We start from the raw sequence: 18,912 nt of genomic DNA, 5'->3' as shown, positions 1-18,912 counted from the left end.
TCACGCCTCGCTCGCCGCGCCCGAACGGCTGCGGCTGATGATGATTCCGGCCGCGAAGTTGACGATCAGCGTCATGCCGAAGAGCACCAGGCCGGCCGCCATCAGCGCCGACAGCGCGATACCGGCGTCGTCCGAGTACCGCAGGGCGATCAGCGCCGCGATGGAACCGCCGCCGGTCTGCAAGATGTGGGGCTGGATCACGAACACCATGGAGATGACCAGGAAGACGCCGATCGTCTCGCCGAGCGCGCGGCCCAGGCCGAGCATCGTGCCGCCGATCATCCCGCCCCGGCCGAACGGCAGCACGACCGAGCGGATCATGCCCCACTTCGTGGCGCCCAGCGCGAACGCGCCCTCCCGCTCGCCGAGCGGCGCCTGGGAGAAGACCTCCCGCATGACCGAAGCGATGATCGGTGTGACCATCATCGAGACGATGATCCCGGCGACGAACGTGGACGAGGTCAGCGCCGTCGGGCTGGCCGAGGGGTCGCGGGGGTTGTAGTCGTCCACCTGGAAGAGCGGGATCCACCCGAGGTAGGTGGTCAGGAACCGGGGCAGCCCGTCGCCCAGCTCGCCGCGGACCAGGATGTGCGGCTGGAGCAAGAAGAAACCCCAGATCCCGTACACCACGCTCGGCACCGCGGCCATCAGGTCGACGAGGTTGACGAGGACCGGCTGGAGCCGGCTCGGCGCGTACTCCGAGATGTACAGCGCCGCGCCGCCGGCCAGCGGGACCGCGATGCTGATCGCTACGAGCGCGATGAGCACGGTGCCGACGAGCACGCCGGCCACGCCGAAGTTGAGCTGCGCCGGCACCCAGTCCTGGGTGGTGAGGAAGCCGAAACCGACTGCCCGCACCGCCGGCACCGCCCGTACGCCGAGGAAGAGGCCGACGAGCAGCATGACCGCCAGCACCACGCTGCCACCGGCTCGCGCGATCACGCGAAACAGCACGTCGGACCGGGCGCGGCGCAGGCGGATCCGGCGCGGCGAGTCCTCTGGGCCGTCCGGTGTGGACGGTGTGACGGTGACGGAGGACAGGTCGCTGAGCGCTGCGGTCATCAGCCCGCGTTCCGCAGCTCTCGGCCGGGCGGCGGCTCGGCGACGCTGGCCCGGCGGCGTCCACGTCGGACACTCCGGGTGCCGGCGATCACCTGCGCGCTCGGCACCGCCTCCAGAAACCGTTCCAGGTTGTACGTGCACTCCCGGGCCCGCAGGTAGGAGCGGCTCGACACGGCGACCGGCTCACCGTCCAGGTCGATCCGCCAGGTCCACTGCCCGGTCAGGTCGACGGTGGTCTCCACCGGCTTCGCGCGCTCGTAGTTGGCCTGCAAATCAAGCACCGACTGGCGGCAGGCGCCGTACGTCGCGTGGTAGGTGGTGCCGCGACCAAGCGGACGGTTGTTGGGCGAGACCAGCATCCACAGGATGCCCTCCCCCTCGTCACCGTCCTTCGACTCGGGCATGGGCGCGGCAAGAAACACGAACCGTGAATGCTGCACCATGATCCCTTCCGAGGTGCGCCACAGAGGGCGCGTGGCTGACCGCCTCCCCAACTGACTCGCAACGGTCAGTGAGATCAGCCTCGACATGAACGATGACTCACCGAGCAGTCCTGTACTCACGCCGGACATGCAAGAAGTGAACAGCGGGTAAGGCAGCATCCACCGTTCGGATCATCTCGTTGGCCAACCGCACGTCTGCCTGCCGTTTCGTCGCGGTTTTAGTAGTTTTTCTTCGGCTGACATCGACGCGCTGGCATCTGATGCCGGGCTCAGGACATCCGCCGGCGCCAGCTGAACAGGGCCACGCCGCCTACGAGCGCGAGCACCAGAAGCACGCCGCCGGTCCACAGCACGCTCGACAGCGGCGAGCCCTCACCGGAGCGGTCGTTGCTGGCGAGGCGCGGATCGACGGTCGCGCCACCGGTCACGTCCGGACCCGGCGCGCCCTCCGTGCCGACCGGCGCGGCACCGGTCACCTCCGGTCCCGGGACGGTCGGCGGCACGGGCTGGCCCTGCGGGGGCGCGTCCAGCGGCGCCGCGCCTTTGACCGGCGGGCCGAGCTTCCATCTGCGCCCGTTCACCGTGATCGGGGTGATGAAGCGTTCCTGGTGCATGCCCAGCGTCTCGCTGTAGCACTCGACGACGACCCACCATTCGCCGCTCTTCGGCGCGCCGGCGAGCGCGGTGGTGAACGAACGGTTCGGCTTGACGGAAACCGCCTTCTTGTCGTATCCGCCGTCGGTGACCGGCTTGGCCACGTTCGAGTAGGGCCCGCCGGGCGGGCCGATGCGCACCATCGCGTCGCTGCCGTAGCCGGTCGGGCACGGCCTGGACGCCGACGCGCTGCCGAAGATCGGGTTCTGGTCGACGGTGCCGGTGCTCTTCGAGAGCTTCACCGAACCCAGTGGCGCCGCGCCGGCCGGTGCCGGAAAGGCGATCGCGGCAAGGGCGGCGACGGCGATGGCGGACAGGGCTGCGAGGCTGGCGCGGGCTCGAGTCACACCGACGGTCTATTCACCCCGCGCTACCGCCATGTCAATGCCAATCGCGCGCCGGACACACAACAGGTGAACGGGATCGGTCAGGCGAGCCAGCCGCGGACCTTCTTGCGCCGGGCGCGCTTGGCGGCGTCGGGCAGGTCGGCCAGCGCCGTCTCCCCCGCGACCTGCTGACGGGCGTGCAGCAGCCCGTACGTGAACGCGTTGCCGCCCTCCCGGAACGCGCGCATGCCGAGGTCGCGCAGGACCGCGCGGGTGACCACCGTGTCCTGGTGAACGCCGAGCACGTCCTGGAGCGCCTTGAGCTGCTTGGCCAGCTGCTGGGCCGGCTTGCGGTCGAGTGGCTCGGCCGCGTACCGGGCCCGCTTGTAGGCCTTTCGCGCCTCGTGCAGCTGGACGTCCCGCTCGTGGTCGTCGGCCGCGTCCGCGCCGTCGAGCATGCGGTCGGCCCGGCGCACCGCCTTGCGGACCCGCTTGCGCACCCACCCGTTACCCCGATCCGCCGCGGCGCCGACCATCGCGTCGACCTCCCCGAGGAGCTTGGCGTACCGGTCGCCGTCGAGCGCGCCGCGGACCCGTTCCATCGCGTCCGAGGTGTCGTGGCCGAGGTGCTGCTGTATCCGCGCCTCGACCGGGCCGACGACGAGCTGGCGCGGCTCGGCCCGCACGGCTCCGGCGAGCCGGGCCGCCATCACCTGGCCGTCGCGCACCGGCCCGAGCTTGTCGGCGAGCCACTTGAGCTCGCCGCGCAGCGCGTCCACCCGCTCGCGCTCCCACATGCCACGGAACGACCGGAGCGTGCTGCGCAGCCGCCGGATCGCCACGCGCATGTCGTGTACGGCGTCCTCGTCGCCGTCGCGTACCCCCGGCTCGTTGGCGGCGATGGCGTCGCGCTGGGCGCGGAGATAGGCCACGACGGCGCCCGCCGCGCCCGATGGTGTGGCGGTCATTCCGATCACATACCCGACCGGAACACCCGCCACACCATGCTCCGTCAGGCAGCCACCACTCCCGGGCGACCCGCCTCGACGGCGAACGACGCGCTCGTGCGGACCGGGGCCTCACGGACCTCGATGGTGTCCACCACCCGCACGTCGGTGCGCCACGACTCGCGGGTCACGTCGCAGCGCAGGTAGCCGCGCTTGAGCCCGTCGAAGTAGCGCACGTGCGGGTTGAGGATCGGGTTGGCCTGCTTGAGCGGCGCGTCGAACGCGACCGGGAAGTCCGAGCTGATGGAGGTGCCCACGAACTCGGCCGCGACCACCGGGGAGGCCGGGTCGTCGAAGTCGAGCTTGAGGTCGCTGATCCAGGTGGAGTGGATGTCACCCGCGAGGACGACGGGGTTGTCCACCCGCTCGTCGGCGAGCAGCCGCAGCAGCCGCTCCCGCTGCGGCATGTACCCGTCCCACTGGTCGAGGTTGACCACCGTGGGCGGCGGCTGGCCGGTCGGGTTGGGAAAGCGGGTGCGGCTCATCATCACCTGCTGGGCGATGACGTTCCACCGGGCCGGCGAGTGCACGAGGCCACGCGCCAGCCACCGTTCCTGCTCGTCGCCGGTGAGCGTGCCGGCGGTGTTGCCGGCGCCGAAGGGCTCCGGACCGAGGTCGCCGGGACCGGGCTGGTCGGTGCGGTACTGCCGGGTGTCGAGCACGTTGACCCGGGCGAGCAGCCCGAAGTCGAAGCGCCGGTAGATGCGCATCCGGTCGCGCCCCGGGCGCAGGTGGGCCCGGATCGGCATGTGCTCGTAGTACGCCTGGTACGCGGCGGCCCGCTGCCGGGAGAACTCGTCCGGCGTCTGGTGCGCCGCGCCCGAGTCGAGCTCGTCGACAAGATCCGCGTAGTTGTTTTCGGTCTCGTGGTCGTCCCAGGTCACCACCCAGGCGCCGGCGGCGTGGGCGGCGCGCAGGGCCGGGTCGCCCTTGTACTGCGCGTGCCGGTTGCGGTAATCGTCCAATGTGCGCAGTTGGTCCAGGCCGAGCGTCTCCGGCGTGGTGTGCCGCCGGTCCGCGAAGCGGCTGTCCGGGTCGTACTCGTAGATGTAGTCGCCGAGGTGGAACACCACGTCGAAGTCTTCGCCGGCGAGGCCGTTGTAGGCCGGCCAGTACCCGTTCTGGAGGTCCTGGCAGCTGGCCACGCCGAACCGCAGCCGGTGCGGCCGGGCGTGGGGATGCGGCGCGGTCTTGGTCCGGCCGACCGGGCTGAGGTGGCCCTGCGCCTTGAAGCGGTAGAAGTACTCGCGTCCGGGCTCCAGCCCGCGCGCGTCCACGTGTACCGAGTGTGCGAGCTCCGGCCGCGCCCACGCCGTGCCGGAGCGCACGACGCGGCGGAAGCGCTCGTCCTTGGCCACCTGCCAACCCACCTGGACCGGGCGGGACAGCCCGCGGTCGCGGACCAGCCGCGTCCACAGGACCACCGCGTCCGGCAGCGGGTCGCCGCTGGCCACGCCGAGTGGGAACGGCGTCGCCGTGTCTGAACCATGCGCCGACGCGGGGAGTGCCGAGCCGGCCGCGAGGGTGGAGGCACCCACCGCCGCGACCGCGCCCGCCAGCACCTGACGCCGGTTAGCTGTAAGATCCATTACGCCAATATCGCGAGTGGAAATGAGCCGGCACAACCGCGCGGCGCCCAATTATCCGTTCATTGGGAATTCACCATCTGTCCACTGTCGGGGTTGACCGCTCCGACCACCATCGGGCCGTGAAGCGCCGTCTCTGGATCATCGTCGCGACCGTTGTCGTGCTGGCCGTCGTGGGTGCCGGCATCGGGTGGCACCTGGGCATGGACCGCCTCGACACCGTGCGCGGCGTGGTCGGTTCCGAGAAGGCGGCGTTCTTCGCCGACCAGCGGGTGAAAGACGCCCTCGCCAGCCACGGGCTGCGCGTGGAGATCGACCCGCGCGGCTCCCGCGAGATGGCCACCACCGTGCCCCTCGACCGGTACGACTTCGCGTTTCCCGGCAGCGAGCAGTCCGCGGAGCAGGTAAAGCGGGCCCGTGCGGCCACCGGCACGTACACGCCGTTCTGGTCGCCGCTCGCCGTCGCCACGTTCACGCCGATCGCCGACCTGCTGGCGGCGGAGGGCGTGGCCAGCCGGGCGTCCGAGGGGCACTGGGTGCTCGACTTCGGCAAGGTCCTCGACCTTGCCCGGCGCGACGTGCGCTGGGACCAGCTCGAGGGCAACGTGGCCTACCCGGCCCGGCGCGACGTGCTGGTGACCACGACCCACCCCGGCGACTCCAACTCCGCGGGCGTGTACGCCTGGCTCGCCCTCCAGCAGCTCGGTGGCGGCGCCAAGGCGCTCGACGAGGTGGTCAAGCTCTTCACCGACCAGGGCGGGCTGGAGCGGTCCACGGAGGACCCGTTCGAAAAGTACCTCTCCCAGGGGCTCAACTACGCGCCGCTCGTGCTCGTCTACGAGGCGCAGTACGTCGACGCCGGACAAGCCGGCACGCTGCCGCCGAACGCGACGCTCGTCTACCTCTCGCCCACCACGCCCAGCGCGCACACGGTCGTCGCCTTCGACGGCGCCGGCGACGAGGTGGGCCGCCTGCTCGCCAACGACCCGGAGCTGCTCCGCCTCGCCGCCGAGCACGGCTTTCGTACCGCCGACGAGGCCGCCATCGCGTCGGTGCTGGCCCGCGTGCCGGCCGGCGGCGCGGCGCTCCCGGCGAAGCTCACCGACATCGTCCCCGCGCCCGCGCCCGAGGTCGTCGACTCCCTCCTCGCGACGCTCGACCAGCGCCTTCGACCATGACAAGGACTTCCGTGCGACGTTTTCTGGCTCCAATACTGGGTTTGGCGCTGCTGGCCGGCGCTTGCGACACCCCGACACCGCAAGCCTCCGAGGGCCCGTTCAAGAAGGGCTCCGGCACCCTCCGCGTGCTCGCCGGCAGTGAGCTGCACGACCTCCAGGCGATCCTCGACGACGTCAAGGCCGCCACCGGCGTGACCGTCAAGCTCACCGAGATCGGCACGCTCGACGGGATCGAGCGCGTGGCCAGCGGTGCCGCCGTGCGCGACCAGGACGCGATCTGGTTTTCCAACAACCGCTATCTGGAGCTGCACCCGCAGGCCTCCGGCCGCATCGACGTGAGCACCAAGGTGGCCAACTCCCCCGTCGTGCTCGGCCTACGCGCCAGCAAGGCCAAGGCGCTCGGCTGGGACCAGCACCGTCCAACATGGAGCGAGATCGCCGAGGCCGCCGGCGCGGGCAAGTTCACGTACGGCATGACCAACCCGGCCGCCTCCAACTCCGGCTACTCGGCGCTCGTCGGTGTCGCCGCCGCGCTGGCCGGCACCGGGCGGGCGCTGACGAGTGCCGAGATCTCCGCGCTGACGCCGCGGTTGCAGTCCTTCTTCGCGGGTCAGTCGCTCACCGCCGGTTCGTCCGGCTGGCTCGCCGACGCGTACGTGCAGCGGCAGTCCGGCGGCGCACCGATCGACGGCCTCGTCAACTACGAGTCGGTGCTGCTGTCGCTCAACGAGGGCGGCAAGCTCAAGGAGCCGCTCACGGTGGTCTACCCTGCCGACGGCGTCGTCACCGCCGACTACCCGCTCACGCTGCTGGCCGGCGCCAACGAGCAGGCCCGCACCAACTACGCGGCGGTCGCCGACTACCTGCGCCGCCCCTCCACCCAACGCAAGATCATGGAGACCACGTTCCGCCGGCCGGCCGTGCCCGGCATCGCGCTGAGCAAGTCGTTCGGCCCCGCCGACGGCGGCCTTGTCGAGCTGCCGTTCCCGGCCCGGTACGACGACGCGACCGCGCTGGTGACCGGCTTCGGCGACAGCCTGCGCAAGCCGGCCCGCACCATCTACGTGCTCGACACCTCCGGCTCGATGAAGGGCGCTCGCATCAAGGGCCTACAGAGCGCGCTGCTCGGCCTCTCCGGCGCGGACAACTCGCTCTCCGGTGAGCTGACCCGCTTCAACGGCCGCGAGCAGGTCATCATGCTGCCCTTCAGCACCACGCCGAAGGCACCCCGCCGCTTCGACCTGCCGGCCACCAACCGCCAGCCGGTCACCAACCAGATCCGCGGGTACGTGCGTGGTCTCGCCGCGGCCGGCGACACCGCCATCTACGACGCGCTCACCCGCGCGCTGGAGCTGGCCAAGCAGCTCGACGGCGCCGACCCCAACCGCTTCACCTCGATCGTGCTGCTCACCGACGGCGAGCGGACGGTCGGCCCGAAGCTGCCGGCCTTCAAGACCTACCACGCCAAGCTGCCCGCGAAGGTCAAGGCGATCCCGATCTTCACCCTGCTCTTCGGCGAGGGCAACGTCCAGGAGATGACCGAGGTGGCCCGCGTCAGCGGCGGCCGCACATTCGACGCCCGCGGCGGTTCGCTGGCCGGCGTCTTCAAACAGATCCGCGGCTACCAATAGTTTTGAGCTACCGCGATGTCCGCCGTGGTCCGGACCGTCGCTCCCGCGGCCTCGCCCTCCGCGTGCGGTCCCGCTCACCCCGGCGGCTGCGCCGGGCCTACAGGGTGGGCTTTCGACGACTGGAACACCAGTGCTGTCAAAACGGCCGGATAACAGCACTGGTGTTCCAGTCGTGCGCGCAGAGTTCACGTGGCGTTTGGCACGGTGTTCCACCGAGGCGGACGGAGGGGGTTTGCATCAGGCCGTGATGACCTCCTCGAAACGCGTCCGGGCCGCCGTGTTTGCGGTGGCCACGGCCGCGACACTCCCGGTGCTGCCGGCGTCCTCCGCCTCGGCGGGGTGGGCGGCGCCCGGCGCGTCTTGCGCGCCGGACGCTTCGCTGATCGGTTTCTCCGACGCCCTCGACAAGACCACCTTCGCCGGCACGCCCGTGTCCGGCCTGTCGGCGCTCGCGCTGACCCGTTCCTCGCGCGGGCTCGCGCTGGTCGACAACATCGGCACGACGCCGGCCCGGGTGTACGACGTGGACCTGGACGCGGGCCGGCGCGGGGTCTCGGCCGAGGTGCGCGGCATGACCGTGCTGACCCGGCCGGACGGCACGCCCTACAACGGCGGCGACTTCGACGGTGAAGGCCTTGTCGCCGAGCGTGGCGGCAAGACGGTCCTGGCCAGCTCCGAGCGGGAGCCGTCGATCCGGCGCTTCCGGCTCTCCGACGGGCGCGAGATCGCCAGCCTGCCGGTACCGGCGCGCTTCCAGGTCACGCCGGCCGGCGAGGCGGCGGTCAACCAGACCTTCGAGGCGCTGACCGCCACCCCGGACCACCGCACGCTCTACGCCGGGATGGAGGGGCCGCTGTCCGGCGACGGGCGCGACGCACAAGGGCGTGGCCTCCAGCGCGTCATCCAGTACGCGGGCCGCGAGGGCGCCGGCTACACGCCGGTCTCCCAGCTGGCGTACCGGACCGACCCCAACCTCGGCCTCGTCGAGCTCGTGGCGCTCGGTGACGACCAGCTACTCGCCATGGAGCGCGGCTTCACCGCGGGCGTGGGCAACACCGTGCGGCTGTACCGCGTCACCGCGACCGGCGTGCCCGACGTCACGGGTGTGGCCTCGCTGTCTACGCTCTCCGACCCGCGTGCGTGGCTGGGCAAGGAGCTGCTCGTCGACATCGCCGACTGCCCGCCCTCCGGCGCGGTGGCCAAGCAGCCGCAGCCCAACCCGCTGCTGGACAACATCGAGGCGATGGCGCTCGGCGAGGCGCTGCCCGGCGGCCGCCGGCTGCTGTGGCTGATGTCCGACGACAACGGCGGTGCCACCCAGATCACCCGGGTGTACGCGCTGTCGGTCAAGCTCCGCCCGCAGCCGGAGCTTCGCAGCCGGGCCATCCTGTCCGCGACCGCGTACCAGCCGGGCCCGATCTCCGGCACGCAGCTCGCGCCCACCCCGGTCAACGGCATCACGCCACCGTTCCCCGGTCAGCCGATCCCCGGCTTCTCCGCGGTGATACAGGGGAACGACGGGCGCCTGCTCGCCATGCCCGACAACGGCTTCGGCGCGAAGAACAACTCGGCCGACTTCCTGCTGCGGGCCTACTCCGTCGAGCCCCGGTGGGGCAGCAACGAGGTGAAGGTCAAGGGGTTCATCAGCTTCCGCGACCCGTCGCACAAGGTGCCGTTCCCGATCGTCAACGAGAACACCGCCGACCGCCTCCTGACCGGCGCCGACTTCGACATCGAGTCGCTGGCCCGGGACTACCGCGGCGACCTGTGGATCGGTGACGAGTTCGGGCCGTACCTCGTCCGCACCGACCGGACCGGCAAGGTGCTCCAGGCGCCGATCCCGCTGCCGGACGGGGCCAAGTCGCCGCAGTCGCCCGACCTGGCGCCGGGTGAGACGCCGACCGTGCCGGCCAGCCGCGGCTTCGAGGCGATGGCGGTGAGCCGCGACGGCAAGTGGCTGTACCCGATCCTGGAGGGCGCCAAGACCGACGACGCCGACCAGCGGCGCCGCATCGTGTACGAGTTCGACGTGCGGGCCAACCGCTACACCGGCCGCACGTGGTGGTTCCGGGTCGCCGATCCGTCCCTTGTGGTCGGTGACGCGGGCGTGCTCGACGGCCGCCGGCTCGTACTGATCGAGCGGGACAACGCGATGGGCCCGCAGTCGGTGGTCAAGCGTCTCATGGTCACCGACCTCGACGAGGTGGGCGCCGACGGCTACCTGGGCCGGCGCACCGCGGTCGACCTGATGCGCGTCGCCGACCCGCACGGCGTCTCCTCCCCGGCGCGTCCCAACGAGTACGGCGTGGGCGAGCTCTTCAGCTTCCCGCTCCAGTCGGTCGAGTCGGTGCTCCCGCTCGGCGGCGACCGCGTGCTGGTGGCCAACGACAACAACTTCCCCGGCAACGACGGCCGCATCCCCGGCCGCGCGGACGACACCGAGCTGATCGTCCTGGACGTTCCCGGACTGCGGTAGGTCCACGATGGACGGCCCCGGCGGGTGCGCCGGGGCCGTTCCGTCTCCTACGCTGGACGCGTCGGTCACGACGATCGACGCGGACCTGGGGGCGCGCTCTCCGCCGATCTGCCGCTGCGCGAGCTGGTCATCCGCAACCGCGCCGACGACCGCGGGCTGCTGGGCATCAGCCGCTTCGCCCAGCTGGAGCGGCTACATATGGCCGGGGTGCCGAGCGACGAGGAGATCGCCGAGTTGCGACAGCTCCCGCGGCTCGCCCGCCTCACCATCGCCGATCCGGAGAGTGTGGCGGCGCTGGCCCGGCTGGAAAGCCTCGACGTCACGGTCGACGTCGCCGATCCGCCGCCCGCCTGACGGGCCGCAGCCTGGCGAGGCCGGTCAGGCGACCACGCGGAGGCGCTGTAGGCCGAGGTCGAGCACGTCGCCGGGGCGGAGCGGGGTCTGCACCTGGAGGCGCCAGCCGTTGATCCGGGTGCCGTTGGTCGAGCCGAGGTCGACCACCATCCACTGCCCCTCGACCGAGGTGAGCATGGCGTGCCGCCGGGACACCGAGTCGTGGGCCAGCCGCAGGTCGCAGCCGAAGTCGCGGCCGATCACGTAGCGCCCCGGCGCGGGCGGCAGCCGCAGGTCGAGCTGGGCCGCCTGCCGGGCCCCGAACGTGCGCTCCCACCAGGTCTGGAAGGCTGCCTCGGCGCGGGCCCAGAAGCCGGCGGGCGGCAGGTCGCCGACCGCGGCGTCGAGGTCACGGCGGCGGCGGGCGTCGATCACCACGCGTAGCCGGTGGAGGAACGTGACGTCGGACAACCGCCCCTCACGAGCGCTGTCACGCAGCGCGCGGACCGCCCGCAACCGCTCGCGGTGGGATATCCGCGCCTGCTCGGGGTCGGCCGTCATCGCCCCATTATCGACGCTGCCCTCTGTCAAGCCCACCCCCGATTTCCGGGGTTGTCAATTCCGCGTCACCGTTTTCACTTACGCCACGCATACGGCGGCGCCGATGTACTTTCGCCGACTCCTTTCTCGAAGTTGGAGGTCTGCGAATGGCTCAACGTGCGTCCCTGACCACGCGCGCGGCCGCGGTGGCGGTCGTCGCCGGGCTCGGGCTGACGGCGCCGGTCACCGTCGCGCCAGCCGCTGCCGCGGAGAGGCCACCCACGACGGTCGACTGGAAGCCGTGTCCCACCTACTCCGACGAGGCGCTCCGCGCCATGGTCCCGCCGGACCGGCTGGAGCGCTTCACGGCGCTGCTGGCCCGGCTGGAATGCGGCACGGTCAGCGTCCCGCTGGACTACCGCCGACCGCACGGCCGCACGATCACGGTAGCGCTCACCCGGCTCAAGGCTCGTGACCAGGCACACCGGCTGGGCAGCCTCGCGCTCAACCCGGGTGGGCCGGGCGGCAGCGGATACCTCATGCCGGTCGAGCTGCTGACCATGACCGACACGAACGCCGGGCTCAACGAGCGGTACGACCTGATCGGCTTCGACCCGCGCGGCGTCGGCTACAGCACCAACATCAACTGCCCGCCGCCGAGCGGGGACCCGGGCCCGCGGCCGGTCGGCCCGATCACGAAGGAGGCCGCCCGCCGCCTCTACGACCTGGAGGTGAGCGCCAACGCCGCCTGCGGGCGGTCGGACCCGGACTTCCTGGGCCAGCTCACCACCGCCAACGTGGCCCGCGACCTCGACCGCATCCGGGCCGCGCTAGGTGAGCGAAAGCTCAACTTCCTGGGCGTCTCGTGGGGCACCTGGCTCGGCGTGGTCTACCGCAGCCAACACCCCGGCAACGTCGGCCGCATGTTCCTGGACAGCGTCGCCATCCCCAGGTTCAGCCTCGTGGCTTTCGAGGACGGTCGCCAGGCGGCGGCCGAGCGCAACGCGCGGCGGATGGCGGCGTGGATCGCCCAGCACCACGACACGTACGGCTTCGGCACGACGGCGGAGCAGGTGCGTGCCGCGATCATCGCCCTCCGCGCGGACTACGACGCGAACCCGCGGCGGTTCACCGATGTGGACATGCCCGTCGACGGCTCGTTCATCGCGCTGTCCGCCAGCCAGGACGCGCCGATCTGGCCGCTGGCCAGCCAGGTGCTCAAGGAGCTGCGGGACGCGACCGGCCCGACCGCGCCACCTACGGTCAAGGAGGTGCTCGGCGGGGAGCCGGAGGGCGAGCCGACCGAGCCGCCGGCGGACCTGCCGGAGCGGTTCAACCGGACGATGAACCAGGCCGCGTTCTGCAACGAGGACCCCAGCCGGCTCGGCTTCGACGCCGCCTGGGCCGCGTACCAGGAGCGCCTCGCGCGCAATCCGCTGACCGCGCGGGCCGGCGGCTTCTCGGCGGGGTGTGCCGGCTGGCCGCTGCCGGTGCAGACCGTCCAGCTCCGTCCCGGCGGCGGTTCGCTGGTGCTGTCCGGGCACCGGTGGGAGACACCGTCTCCGTACGAGTGGACGCTGGAGACCAAGGCCATCGTCGGCGGCAAGGTGTACACAGTGGACGACGACGTGCACGGCTCGGCGCTGATGGAGCCGGCCTGCGCCACCGATGTCGTGTCCTATTTCGACACCGGCCGGATCGACGGCGGCTGCGCCGGCGTGCCGGTGCCGACCGGCCCCGAGGACCGGTCGGCGCAGTCCCTGCGAAGTGCCGGCGTCGAGTCCCGGATCTGACGCCGTAACGGCTGAGGGCGGTGGAAAGCCGCCCTCAGCCCGCGGCCGGCACGCGGGTGTAGATCACGCCGAGCTTGTCGACCTCCGCACCCGACCGGCCGTGGAAACCGGCGATCTGCCAGCCCGCCGGCGCGGTGTAGGTGACGATGTTCGCGGTCGTGGAGCCGCCCGTGAGGGTACGGCCGAGGTTCGTCGTGAAGCGGGCGTAGAAGATCCGGGTGCGACCGTCCTTCTGTCCCGAGTGGAGGGTGGCGGAGGCAATGTGCTCGCCGGCGCCCAGCGTCAGGGTGCCCAGCGTGCCGCCGGAGCCGCCGTGGTCGAACGCGACACCACCCGCCGTCGTGAGCCCGACCGCGTCCACTCTGGCACCGGCGCGCAGGCGTAGCTGGCCGACCCGCTGGCCCACGGGCACGGCGGCGACGTCGGTGAACGGGGTGCCGTGCGGCCCGCCGGACACGTCGCTGAGCGACAGGTCAGGGTGGAGCGTCCACCGGAACCCGGCCGCGATCGGGTAGTGGTCGGAGAGCATCTCGCCGTCGGTGGTGCGGAAGCCCGCGTTCTCGTTCCGGTACCAGTCGAGGCCGAGCGTGACGTACCGGCTTCCCCGGTAGAGGATCTTGTCGACCACCTCGCACGCGTCCGTGACGCTCGCGTCGTCGCACACTAGCGCCGGGCTGCCGGCCGCCGGCGGGACGCCCCCGCGCTCCTCCTGGACCCACGCGTCGGTAAGGCCGTTGGCCGCCACAAGGTCCCGGATGTTGTCGCCGGCGCGGGTGTACCGGGTGTTCGTGTCGCCCGCGACCACGACCGCGTTACCCGCCGAGTTGGCCGCGATGAACGCGGAGAGCTCGGAGATGTTCGACCGGCGGGCGGCCAGGTCGGCGTCCGTGGTGCCCGCGTTCGGGTGGAGGTTGTAGAAGTCGACGTACACGCCCTCCGCGAGCCGCTTCCGCGACCAGGTGAAGCCCTTCGGGGTCAGGCAGTCGGTGCCGTTGCACGCGTTCCAGTCGTCGCGGGTCAGGTCGGAGTACGGGAAGTCGGAGAGCGTGTTCAGACCATCGCCGAACCCTGCGCCGCCGCTGGTCGGCGTGCGGTGCGGGTGCGTGTCGTTCGCGTACAGCGCGGCGTGGTAGTTGAAGTCCTCCTGGACGTGCACGATGTCGTACGCCCCGATCCGCTGGCCGATGATCGGCGTGTTCTGCTCCGGGTTTCCGTCTCCCAGGCCCAGCGGCAGGCCCGCGACGTTGTAGGTCAGCACCGAGAAGGTGCCCGAGGCCGGTGGCACGGCGGCGGCCGGTGCGGCGGTAAGGCCGGCGACGCCGAGCGCCGCTACGCCGACCATGGAAACGAGCTTCATCGCCGCACGCTATCAAGTATGTGAATATTTCTCACTACCACTGGGTGACGAAAGGGTGGCGCCGGTCAGGCGGCGAGCACGGAGACGGCGGCGACAAGGTAGAGGGCGCCGCCGAAGCAGACCCCGGCGCCGGCCAGTGCCGGCACCCAGGCCGTCGACCATTTCCGGGCACGGCCGGACAGCAGCGACCACCCGCGCAGGCTGAGCACGCCGACGGCGGTGAGGGTGGCGGCCATGCCGGCGCCGAACGCGATCACCAGCACCACCGCGCCGAGCGCGCGGCCGGTGAGCAGCCCGCTCACCAGCACCACGAACGCGGACGGCGACGGCAGCAGGCCGCCGGAGAGGCCTAGCGCCACAAGCCCGCGCCGCGACCACGGAGCCTCCGTCACGTGGTGATGGTGATGATGATGGTGGCGGCGGTGGCGAACGTGGCGCCACAGCAGGTGGGCGCCGACGGCGATCACCACCACACCCGCGACCACCTGCATCCACGCGGTGACCGTCTCCGTGCCCAGGGCGGCGGCGCTCGACAGGCCCACCCAGACCAGCGCGAGCACCAGCACCGAGAACGTGTGCATCAGCGCCACGATCAGGCCGAGCCGCAGGGCGTCGCGATAGCGGGCGTGGGTGCCCACGAGGTACGCGGCGGTGACGCTCTTGCCGTGGCCGGGCGCGACCGCGTGGGCGGCGCCGACGGCGAGCGCGGTGACCAGTGCCAGCCAGAAGACGGCCCGCCCGTCGAAGAGCGTCACGAGCCGGTTGTCGAAGGCGCTCATGCCCGCCGCCGCCGGAGCGCGACCAGCAGGACGAGGCCGAGCAGGAGCACGGCCCCCGTCCCTGCGGCGAGGGTGAGGACCGAGCGCCGCACGCCCCCGCCCGAGGCGTTGAACGTGATGTGCTGCATCGGTGCCGCGGCGGTGAAGAGCGCCTGGTCCGGCGATGCCGGGGTGTCGGCGCGGAGCATCGTGCGGTACGCGTCGTTGAGGTCCGTCAGCGCGGTCACCGTGATGTCGACGTCGACCACCGGGCCGGGGCAGTCGAACGTGAGCCGGGCGCCGTCGGCCAGCACGTCGCCGAGCGCGGCCAGGTCACCGGCGCACTTCCGTCCACTTTGGCTGACCGCGATGCGGCCGAGCAGGTAGTCGCGTACACCCGGCGAGCGCCGCAGCAGCTCCGCGCCGGTCACGTCCGGGCTGGCGCCGTCGAACGCGCCGACGTGGCGGCCGAGCGCCACCCAGTCGTCTTCGGCGGCGTGCCAGGACACGGCGACCCGCGAGCCGTCGGCACTGACCCGCGCGGTCGAGGGCGGGCCGAAGGGGTGTGCGCTGGCGGGAGTGGCGGCGAAAAGGACCGCCGCGGCGACGAACGCGAGCTTCAACCGGACCTCCGTCCAGGATGGACACGCGTGGACCCGCCGCCACACACCGGCGGCGGGCCCACGGCGCGTCACTTCGTTACGGTGATGACCGGGCTGGTGATCTGCTGGTTGGGGCTGTCCAGGTAGACCACGTGGGTGCTGCCGGCCTTGGCGCTCGGCGGCAGCTCGAACGTGTACGACAGTCGGCCCAGCTCGTCCGCCGTCTTGTAGCCGACGAAGACGCCGTTCTTGCCCTCTTCGGCCTTGGTGTTGCGCAGGTAGACGGTCACCTTCTCGCCCGGGTCGTACCCGTACGCGGTGACCTTGAGGCGACCCTGCGTCTCGACGGTGGTCTTGTTGACCACGACCTGCTCGCCGACGGTGTTCTGCGGCGTGCGGATCTCGTTGACCGTGCGCTCACCGTCGTCGTTCTTGCGGATGAGCACGCCGTCGTGGTGCTGGCCGTTGGCGTAGCGGGCCTCGTAGCGGATCGTGTCGGCGGTGACGTCGACGAGCTGGTAGAGCTGCGTGTCCTGGCTCTTGCTCATGATGTCGGCGCCGTTGCCCGTCCACACCGAACCGTCCACGTCGTACATCTTGCCGCCGGAGACGGAGACGGCGTAGACGGTGCTGTCGTGCACGGTCACCGACTTGCGCGACGCCGTCGTGCTGCCCCGGCCGTACGTGTGGTCGTGGCCCTGGAGCACGAGGTCCACGCCGTACTTCTCGAACAGCGGGCCCCACTGCGCCCGGACGATCGGGTTGTTGCGCCCGGAAGCCGTCGAGTACACCGGGTGGTGGAACGTGACGACCGTCCACTTGTGCGGGTTGGTCGCGAGCACGCTCTCCAGCCACGCGGTCTGCGCGGCCATCACGTCGGGGATGCTCTGCACGTTGCTGTTCAGGCCGACGAAGCGCACGCCCTGGTAGTCCACGTAGTACGCGGTGCGGTCCAGCGCCGGGTTGTCACCCCACGCCGGGCCGTTCTTCGGGTACGGGAACTGCGGCGCCCAGAACGACGACAGCGAGCTTCCGCTGTACTCGTGGTTGCCGGTGATCGAGATGTTGTTGATCTGGCCGTCGATGAAGCTGCCGGCCTTGTACCACTGGCCCCACTGCTCCTCGCTGTTGGCGGAGTCGATGAGGTCACCGGCGTTGACGATCGCCTTGGCCTGCGGGCGGTCGGCGAAGGCCTGGCGGAAGACGCGCGGCACCGCGGTGTCGATGTAGTTCTGCGCGTCGCCGTAGTAGATGAACGAGAACGGCTGGAAGTCGGCGGCCGCGGTGGTGAAGTCGATCCACTCGCTCCAGTTGGTGCCGTCGCCGACCCGGTACGTGTAGCGGGTGTTCGGCTTCAGGTTGGTGAACTCGGCGGTGTGGTACGTCGAGGCGTACCCGAGCGAGGTGTTGACCGGCGTCGTGGCGATCGCCTTGACGTTGGTCACCGCCCCGGTCGGAGGCGCCACCTGGCCGAGCGCCTTGGGCGCTTCGAGGATCTCCGCCTGCGCCCACTCGGCGGTGGCCTCGGCACGCCAGGTGACCCGCTGCGAGGTCGCCGGCGTCTCGGTCGGCGTGAGCATGATGCGGTCCGGCACCGGCGACGGCTTGTGGATCTCGGCCGCCGGGTGCTTGCCCGGCGCCGCCTCACCGAACGCCGACGGCCCGATCGCGAAGCCGCCCGCGAGCAGCGCGGCGGCGCCGATGCCGGCGAGCATCGCGCGCCGTGGCCCGGTCGCCCACGGTCTTCTCTGGTCAGACAATGCTGGTTCACCCCTCGGGGTAGAAGGACAGCGGCCACCACCAGCAAGCGGTGGCTCGACGGGCATTGAGCCAGCGGCAGCCAACGGCTCCGCGACAGGCGCCTGGCCGAACGGTGAACTCATGATCGACACCAGCAGCCCGTATGCCCGTTTCGACCGATTTTCCAGTACTGTTCATCCGGCGGCGAGCGGCACGCCGTCGGGCCGTGATGCCATGTTCGAAGATCGATTTCTAGGATGCGGTCGCGATGGTCACCTCACTAGGCGCGCGGGCCGCGGGCCTCCTGCTCTCCGCCGCGCTGCTCGGCGCGTTCGTCACCGGCGCGTCCCGCCCCGACGCGACGGTCAAGGGCGACGGCTTCATCGACGCGGAGACGCCCGGCGTCCTCAACATCGAGGCCGGCGAGTGCTTCGACGACCCGACCTACGACGTCTCCTTCGCCGACGTGATCGTGGTCTACCGCCCCTGCGTCGAGGGCGCGCAAAACCAGTCGTTCGGCTTTTTCCAGGTCCCCGACGGCCCCTGGGACGAGCCGGCACTGCGAGCGCTCGCCTGGGACGGCTGTCGCGCGGCCCAAACCCGCCGCTGGCCCGCCGGCGACCCGGGCGTCTCGCTCTACCCCGTGCTCCCGACGGCCGAAACCTGGGCCGACGGCGACCGCACGGTGATGTGCGTCCGCTACCGCCCGACCGGCCGCCTCTCCCCCGCCGACACCCGCTGAGACCCCATTCTTGGAAGCAGATTTGCCCACGTCCGCGTCAGCTGCGGACCGCACGCTCCCGCGGGCCGCCAGGTCCGCGGTTCAAGCCCACAACCTTCCGCGTAGCGCCAGCTCGGAGAAGCTGCCAGGCCGCCGCTCCCACAGCCTCACCCGTCACGCTCACCCCGGGTCAAGCCGCGCACGGTTCGTTTGTCCACAATGCCCCTTACCGAGGCGCCAGGCGCCGGACCGGACAGAGGTGCCGTCACCGCGAGTAACCGCGACAACCACACCTACCCCGCAGGCAGCCGTCCGACAAGGTCCGGCCCCCCATGGGCTTGCGACGCGGACCTGGCAGTGCGGGTCGGGGATCTCGGCGAGCGCCAGCTCGCCGCCGACCCGCGCGTACTCCGGCGGGAGCGGCGGTCCGCAGCTGACATGAACCCGGGCAAACTCCAACTCGAGGCACACCACGACGGCGCCACCCTGAACCCGAAAGATCTTTAGAACAGTTAGGGTCGATACTTGATCGGCGGGCCACCTTGCAGATCGCGGTCACCTGGACCCCCTCCAGGGGGACTAAACGACCACGATCGCCAGGACCTCGCCGATCAAGGCCTCGCGACAAACACGCTGGCAGTCTCTTGTCTGGCCGGTCTTTCCGGGTCCGCGCGCGTGGCGGGCGGACCCGGAAGGCGTGTGGCG

Annotated in this window: 16 protein-coding genes; 6 read left to right on the top strand and 10 right to left on the bottom strand. The window is 71.3% G+C overall.

All coding sequences use genetic code 11. From position 1 onward, the window contains the following. The 5 genes from pstC to AC5L36_RS24775 form a co-directional block, all read right to left on the bottom strand. Complete coding sequence (gene pstC / locus AC5L36_RS24795) at nt 1-1,062, bottom strand: phosphate ABC transporter permease subunit PstC (RefSeq protein ID WP_441220388.1); 1,062 nt, start codon at nt 1,060-1,062, stop codon at nt 1-3. After that, nucleotides 1,062-1,505 (bottom strand): hypothetical protein, encoded by a 444-nt coding sequence (locus AC5L36_RS24790; protein WP_441220386.1) that lies wholly within the window; start codon nt 1,503-1,505, stop codon nt 1,062-1,064. Before AC5L36_RS24790 ends, pstC begins: the two co-directional genes overlap by 1 nt. 269 nt (nt 1,506-1,774) lie before the next feature. Next, on the bottom strand, nt 1,775-2,506 hold the full coding sequence (locus tag AC5L36_RS24785; RefSeq protein ID WP_441220384.1) for a hypothetical protein: 732 nt from the start codon (nt 2,504-2,506) through the stop codon (nt 1,775-1,777). 80 nt (nt 2,507-2,586) lie between these two features. Further along, nucleotides 2,587-3,453 (bottom strand): CHAD domain-containing protein, encoded by an 867-nt coding sequence (locus AC5L36_RS24780; RefSeq protein WP_441220382.1) that lies wholly within the window; start codon nt 3,451-3,453, stop codon nt 2,587-2,589. A 44-nt stretch (nt 3,454-3,497) separates the two neighbouring features. Next, on the bottom strand, nt 3,498-5,081 hold the full coding sequence (locus AC5L36_RS24775; RefSeq protein WP_441220380.1) for an alkaline phosphatase D family protein: 1,584 nt from the start codon (nt 5,079-5,081) through the stop codon (nt 3,498-3,500). 119 nt (nt 5,082-5,200) lie between these two features. Between AC5L36_RS24775 and AC5L36_RS24770 the strand changes: the two genes are divergently transcribed. From AC5L36_RS24770 to AC5L36_RS24755, 4 genes are all read left to right on the top strand, one after another. Next, nucleotides 5,201-6,256, top strand: coding sequence for a hypothetical protein (locus AC5L36_RS24770; protein ID WP_441220378.1), 1,056 nt, complete (start codon nt 5,201-5,203; stop codon nt 6,254-6,256). An 11-nt stretch (nt 6,257-6,267) separates the two neighbouring features. Beyond that, complete coding sequence (locus AC5L36_RS24765) at nt 6,268-7,887, top strand: extracellular solute-binding protein (protein WP_441220377.1); 1,620 nt, start codon at nt 6,268-6,270, stop codon at nt 7,885-7,887. A 247-nt stretch (nt 7,888-8,134) separates the two neighbouring features. Then, a complete protein-coding gene (locus AC5L36_RS24760) occupies nt 8,135-10,363 on the top strand; it encodes an esterase-like activity of phytase family protein (protein ID WP_441220375.1) in 2,229 nt (742 codons plus the stop codon). 24 nt (nt 10,364-10,387) lie between these two features. Continuing rightward, complete coding sequence (locus AC5L36_RS24755) at nt 10,388-10,717, top strand: hypothetical protein (RefSeq protein ID WP_441220373.1); 330 nt, start codon at nt 10,388-10,390, stop codon at nt 10,715-10,717. Between the two features lie 24 nt (nt 10,718-10,741). Here the strand turns inward: AC5L36_RS24755 and AC5L36_RS24750 are convergent, their stop codons facing one another. Then, nucleotides 10,742-11,257 carry an FHA domain-containing protein gene (locus tag AC5L36_RS24750; RefSeq protein ID WP_441220371.1) on the bottom strand — a complete coding sequence of 172 codons (516 nt, stop codon included), beginning with the start codon at nt 11,255-11,257 and terminating at the stop codon, nt 10,742-10,744. 146 nt (nt 11,258-11,403) lie between these two features. Here AC5L36_RS24750 and AC5L36_RS24745 point away from each other — a divergent pair, with 146 nt between their 5' ends. Further along, a complete protein-coding gene (locus AC5L36_RS24745) occupies nt 11,404-13,029 on the top strand; it encodes an alpha/beta fold hydrolase (RefSeq protein ID WP_441220369.1) in 1,626 nt (541 codons plus the stop codon). A gap of 34 nt (nt 13,030-13,063) precedes the next feature. Here AC5L36_RS24745 and AC5L36_RS24740 read toward each other — a convergent pair whose 3' ends face one another. The 4 genes from AC5L36_RS24740 to AC5L36_RS24725 form a co-directional block, all read right to left on the bottom strand. After that, entirely contained in the window at nt 13,064-14,386 is a 1,323-nt protein-coding gene (locus AC5L36_RS24740) for a jacalin-like lectin (RefSeq protein WP_441220367.1), read from the bottom strand. 65 nt (nt 14,387-14,451) lie between these two features. Further along, nucleotides 14,452-15,165 carry a HoxN/HupN/NixA family nickel/cobalt transporter gene (locus AC5L36_RS24735; protein ID WP_441220365.1) on the bottom strand — a complete coding sequence of 238 codons (714 nt, stop codon included), beginning with the start codon at nt 15,163-15,165 and terminating at the stop codon, nt 14,452-14,454. Next, on the bottom strand, nt 15,162-15,767 hold the full coding sequence (locus tag AC5L36_RS24730) for a hypothetical protein (protein ID WP_441220363.1): 606 nt from the start codon (nt 15,765-15,767) through the stop codon (nt 15,162-15,164). Before AC5L36_RS24730 ends, AC5L36_RS24735 begins: the two co-directional genes overlap by 4 nt. Before the next feature lie 68 nt (nt 15,768-15,835). Next, nucleotides 15,836-17,506, bottom strand: coding sequence for a purple acid phosphatase family protein (locus tag AC5L36_RS24725; RefSeq protein ID WP_441220362.1), 1,671 nt, complete (start codon nt 17,504-17,506; stop codon nt 15,836-15,838). Between the two features lie 248 nt (nt 17,507-17,754). On the opposite strand from AC5L36_RS24725, the gene AC5L36_RS24720 reads away from it, so the two are divergent. Beyond that, the gene (locus tag AC5L36_RS24720; RefSeq protein ID WP_441220360.1) at nt 17,755-18,228 is read left to right on the top strand and encodes a hypothetical protein; all 474 of its coding nucleotides are present in this window, start codon (nt 17,755-17,757) and stop codon (nt 18,226-18,228) included. Nucleotides 18,229-18,912 lie beyond the last annotated feature (684 nt).

The sequence above is a fragment of the Phytohabitans sp. LZ39 genome, assembly GCF_059359075.1.
The sequence above is the reverse complement of the archived record's forward strand: the minus strand, read 5'-3'. Positions and strand labels throughout refer to the sequence as shown.

What these genes read in the sequence shown, in the direction of transcription:
- pstC (WP_441220388.1), bottom strand. Translation starts at nt 1,062, where the DNA reads ATGACCGCAGCGCTCAGCGACCTGTCCTCCGTCACCGTCACACCGTCC.
- AC5L36_RS24775 (WP_441220380.1), bottom strand. Translation starts at nt 5,081, where the DNA reads ATGGATCTTACAGCTAACCGGCGTCAGGTGCTGGCGGGCGCGGTCGCG.
- AC5L36_RS24745 (WP_441220369.1), top strand. Translation starts at nt 11,404, where the DNA reads ATGGCTCAACGTGCGTCCCTGACCACGCGCGCGGCCGCGGTGGCGGTC.
- AC5L36_RS24740 (WP_441220367.1), bottom strand. Translation starts at nt 14,386, where the DNA reads ATGAAGCTCGTTTCCATGGTCGGCGTAGCGGCGCTCGGCGTCGCCGGC.
- AC5L36_RS24750 (WP_441220371.1), bottom strand. Translation starts at nt 11,257, where the DNA reads ATGACGGCCGACCCCGAGCAGGCGCGGATATCCCACCGCGAGCGGTTG.
- AC5L36_RS24780 (WP_441220382.1), bottom strand. Translation starts at nt 3,453, where the DNA reads ATGACCGCCACACCATCGGGCGCGGCGGGCGCCGTCGTGGCCTATCTC.
- AC5L36_RS24760 (WP_441220375.1), top strand. Translation starts at nt 8,135, where the DNA reads ATGACCTCCTCGAAACGCGTCCGGGCCGCCGTGTTTGCGGTGGCCACG.
- AC5L36_RS24720 (WP_441220360.1), top strand. Translation starts at nt 17,755, where the DNA reads ATGGTCACCTCACTAGGCGCGCGGGCCGCGGGCCTCCTGCTCTCCGCC.
- AC5L36_RS24790 (WP_441220386.1), bottom strand. Translation starts at nt 1,505, where the DNA reads ATGGTGCAGCATTCACGGTTCGTGTTTCTTGCCGCGCCCATGCCCGAG.
- AC5L36_RS24735 (WP_441220365.1), bottom strand. Translation starts at nt 15,165, where the DNA reads ATGAGCGCCTTCGACAACCGGCTCGTGACGCTCTTCGACGGGCGGGCC.